3 protein-coding genes are annotated in these 4,315 nt (G+C 72.5%); all 3 read left to right on the forward strand.

Annotation, left to right across the window (positions count from 1 at the left end; genetic code table 11):
- The first annotated feature begins 378 nt into the window (after positions 1-378).
- The 3 genes from ACFV5H_RS37240 to ACFV5H_RS37250 all read left to right on the forward strand — a co-directional run bounded on the left by ACFV5H_RS37240 (position 379) and on the right by ACFV5H_RS37250 (position 3,468).
- Entirely contained in the window at positions 379-1,977 is a 1,599-nt protein-coding gene (locus tag ACFV5H_RS37240; protein WP_385199126.1) for an ABC-F family ATP-binding cassette domain-containing protein, read from the forward strand.
- Positions 1,978-2,335: 358 nt separating this feature from the next.
- Entirely contained in the window at positions 2,336-2,557 is a 222-nt protein-coding gene (locus tag ACFV5H_RS37245) for a helix-turn-helix domain-containing protein (RefSeq protein WP_030858495.1), read from the forward strand.
- A 107-nt stretch (positions 2,558-2,664) separates the two neighbouring features.
- Positions 2,665-3,468, forward strand: a complete 804-nt coding sequence (locus tag ACFV5H_RS37250; protein WP_385058658.1) for an enoyl-CoA hydratase/isomerase family protein — start codon at positions 2,665-2,667, stop codon at positions 3,466-3,468.
- Positions 3,469-4,315 lie beyond the last annotated feature (847 nt).

Raw genomic sequence — 4,315 nt, forward strand, 5'->3', positions numbered from 1 at the left:
GGGGGGTTTCGCCCCTACCCCCCGCCCGGGGCCTGGGGGAATCTTGGGGGCCCGGGGCCCGGGGGGGGGGCGCGGGCTCCGCCCCCCCCCCCCCACACCACAGGCCGGGCCCGCACGCTTCGTCGTCGCGTCGAACGCCCCGCCGCCCCCCTCGTGCCCGGCATCACCACGCCGTCGCCCCGCGCCGGCCCGCCGCCGCACGTCCGCGTACGACAGCGCCGGCACCGGTCCACGGCAGCCGCCGGGCACGCCCGCGCCCAGGAAAAGTGGTTGCACGACCCCGTTAGAATGGCTCGCATGGCCATTCTCCTCGCGCATTAGACGGCGGGAACGTCCTCAGCCGCCCACCGCCACCCACACCTGCCCTGGAGTCTGTCCGTGATCTCCGCCTCCGGCATCGAGCTGCGCGCCGGTGCCCGCGTCCTCATCGAAAGCGCCACCTTCCGCGTCGCCAAGGGCGACCGCATCGGCCTCGTCGGCCGCAACGGCGCAGGCAAGACCACCCTCACCAAGGTCCTCGCCGGCGAGGGCATCCCCGCCGGCGGTGCCGTCACCCGCTCCGGCGAGGTCGGCTACCTGCCCCAGGACCCCCGCACCGGCGACCTCGACGTCCTCGCCCGCGACCGCATCCTCTCCGCCCGCGGCCTCGACGTACTGATCCGCAAGATGCGCGAGAACGAGCAGCGCATCGCCAATGGCCAGGGCGCCACCCGTGAGAAGGCGCTCAAGCAGTACGAGCGCCAGGAGACCGAGTTCCTCACCAAGGGCGGATACGCCGCCGAGGCCGAGGCCGCCACCATCGCCGCCGCGCTGAACCTGCCCGACCGCGTGCTCGGCCAGCCCCTGCACACCCTCTCCGGCGGTCAGCGCCGCCGCGTCGAGCTCGCCAGGATCCTGTTCTCCGACGCGGACACCCTGCTTCTCGACGAGCCGACCAACCACCTCGACGCCGACTCGATCGTCTGGCTGCGCGACTACCTCAAGACCTACCGCGGCGGCTTCATCGTGATCTCCCACGACGTCGACCTGGTCGAGACGGTCGTCAACAAGGTGTTCTACCTGGACGCCAACCGCGCCCAGATCGACGTCTACAACATGGGCTGGAAGCTCTACCAGCAGCAGCGCGAGGCGGACGAGAAGCGCCGCAAGCGCGAGCGGCAGAACGCCGAGAAGAAGGCGGCCGCGCTGCATTCGCAGGCCGACAAGATGCGCGCCAAGGCCACCAAGACCGTCGCCGCGCAGAACATGGCCCGCAGGGCGGACAAGCTGTTGTCCGGCCTGGAGGCCGAGCGGAAGTCCGACAAGGTCGCCAAGCTGCGCTTCCCCGAGCCGTCCCCGTGCGGCAAGACCCCGCTCATGGCGGAGGGACTGTCGAAGTCCTACGGCTCGCTGGAGATCTTCACCGACGTCGACCTGGCCATCGACAAGGGCTCCCGCGTCGTCATCCTCGGCCTCAACGGCGCGGGCAAGACCACCCTGCTCCGCCTCCTCGGCGGCGCCGAGAAGCCCGACACCGGCCAGGTCATCGAGGGCCACGGCCTCAAGCTCGGCTACTACGCGCAGGAGCACGAGACCCTCGACCCGGAGCGCACGGTCCTGGAGAACATGCGCTCCGCCGCCCCCGACCTCGACCTCGTCGAGGTCCGCAAGACGCTCGGTTCGTTCCTGTTCTCCGGCGACGACGTGGACAAGCCGGCCGGTGTCCTCTCCGGCGGCGAGAAGACCCGTCTGGCGCTGGCGACCCTCGTGGTCTCCTCGGCGAACGTGCTGCTGCTCGACGAGCCGACCAACAACCTCGACCCGGCCAGCCGCGAGGAGATCCTCGGCGCGCTGCGCACGTACAAGGGCGCGGTCGTCCTCGTCACGCACGACGAGGGCGCCGTCGAGGCGCTCCAGCCGGAGCGGATCATCCTGCTGCCGGACGGCGTCGAGGACCTGTGGGGCGCCGACTACGCGGACCTGGTCGCCCTCGCCTGAGAGAAGGCGTCAGCCGGGGTTGACCGAAGGGGTGATCCACTGCGTATGGATCATTCGGCCCATCGGTGATCCATCATTCGTGTGAGATCTCCTCATCCCGAGGTGTGTCCTACACGGATTTCGCGGCCGAGCTCCCGGTGAACCGGGGCTCGGCCGTCGCGCCTTTCTGACCTGGCATTTCACGGAAGAACCCGTTCGGAGGTACCGCCGGCACAGCGCGGAATCTCTCATTCCGTATGTGGGGATGCGCTCCTGTCGTCACAACCTTGTCTCATCGACCTTGCCGAATGGGTGGCCATGAGGGCCCGGAGGGGTGATCATGAGGAGACCAGAGCGCACTTCCCATGAGGAGGCACGGGTGGCCGAGACTCTGAAGAAGGGCAGCCGGGTGACCGGCGCCGCGCGCGACAAGCTCGCGGCAGACCTGAAGAAGAAGTACGACGCCGGTGCGAGCATCCGGGCGCTGGCCGAGGAGACCGGCCGCTCGTATGGCTTCGTGCACCGCATGCTCAGCGAATCGGGCGTCACGCTGCGAGGGCGTGGCGGGGCGACACGGGGCAAAAGGGCCCCTTCGGCCTGACCCCGGGCGCCCCGGGAACCCGATGGTGACCACCCGGTCGGCCGACTGACCGGCCGGGTGGTTACTGTGCAGTCACTTAGGTCGACCGCACCCATCGGAGGCGCCCCATGGCTTCGTCCGCCCAGGACCTCGGTCCCGTACTCGACAAGGACGGCGTACGGCTCACCGTCGACGACGCGATCGCCACGGTGACGCTGACCAACCCGGCCAAGCGCAACGTACAGAGCCCGGCTCTGTGGCGGGCACTGACCGAGGCGGGCCGGCTGCTGCCCGGCTCCGTCCGGGTCGTGGTGCTGCGCGGGGAGGGCAAGTCCTTCTCCGCCGGACTGGACCGGCAGATGTTCACGCCCGAAGGGATCGAGGGCGAGCCGTCGTTCATCGACCTGGCGCGTCGCGACGACGCCGCGCTGGACGCGACCATCGCCGAGTACCAGGAGGCGTTCACCTGGTGGCGGCGCAGCGACATCGTGTCGATCGCGGCTGTCCAGGGACACGCCATCGGGGCCGGGTTCCAGCTCGCCCTCGCCTGTGACCTGCGCGTCGTCGCGGACGACGTGCAGTTCGCCATGCGCGAGACCAGCCTGGGTCTCGTCCCCGACCTGACCGGTACGCATCCGCTGGTCGGCCTCGTCGGCTACGCCCGCGCGCTGGAGATCTGCGCGACCGGGCGCTTCGTCACGGCCGAGGAGTCCGTGACCACCGGCCTGGCCAACCTCGCCGTACCCGCGGCCGACCTGGACGCGGCGACCCAGGACCTCGCCGCGGCCCTGCTGGCCGCTCCCCGCGACGCGGTCATCGAGACCAAGTCCCTGCTCCGAGGCGCCCAGACCCGCACCTACGACGCCCAACGCACCGCCGAACGAGCAGCCCAGTCCCGCCGCCTACGAGACCTGGCCGGCCTCGGCGAATAACCCCCGTCCACCGCGAGCGCCCCGCTCCCCGCGGGGCTCGTCCCGCCGTTCCCGCGGGCACCCGTCTGCGGCGTCCACCGCGGGTCCCTGCTTCCGGCGGGCGCTCGCCCTGCCGCTCCCGCGGGCACCCGCCTGCGGCGTCCACCGCGGGTCCCTGCTTCCGGCGGGCGCTCGTCCCGCCGCTTCCGCGGGCACCCGTCTGCGGCGTCCACCGCGGGTCCCTGCTTCCGGCGGGCGCTCGTCCCGCCGTTCCCGCGGGCACCCGTCTGCGGCGTCCACCACGGGCCCCCGCTCCCCGCGGGCGCTCGTCCCGCCGCTCCCGCGGGCAGTCGTGCCGCTGGGGCGGCACGGGTGGGCGCGACGGCACCCCGCAAGCGCCGGGCCGCGTGAACACCCCCCCGTCCCACGCCCACGCCGGGGCACCCCGCAAGGCGCCGGGGCCGCGCGACCTCCCGACGATCAGTCGACCGCCGTGATCAGTACACCCACGGTGGGATGATCCGGCAGCGATTCGGTCACCGCCGAACGGACCCTCCGGGCCACCTCCAGCGGACGGGCGTCCGCCGCGACCGCAAGGTCCACGCGCGCGTGGCGGCGGGACAGACCGGTGTCCCCCCGGTGCTCGGTCAGGTGAACCGACCGTCCCAGCACCCCCGTCAGCCGACTCACCCCCACTACCGCGAGCGCCGCCGCAGCGACACGACCCGCCTCGGAGTCGGGGGGGGGGGCCGGCCCCCCCCCCCCCCCCACCCCCCACCCCCCCCCCCCCCCCCCCCCCCCCCCCCCCCCCCCCCCAAAACCCCCCCCCCCCCCCCCACCACCCCAAAAAACCCCCCCCCACCCACCA

It is taken from the genome of Streptomyces sp. NPDC059787 (assembly GCF_042732315.1).
GTDB lineage: Bacteria > Actinomycetota > Actinomycetes > Streptomycetales > Streptomycetaceae > Streptomyces > Streptomyces atrovirens.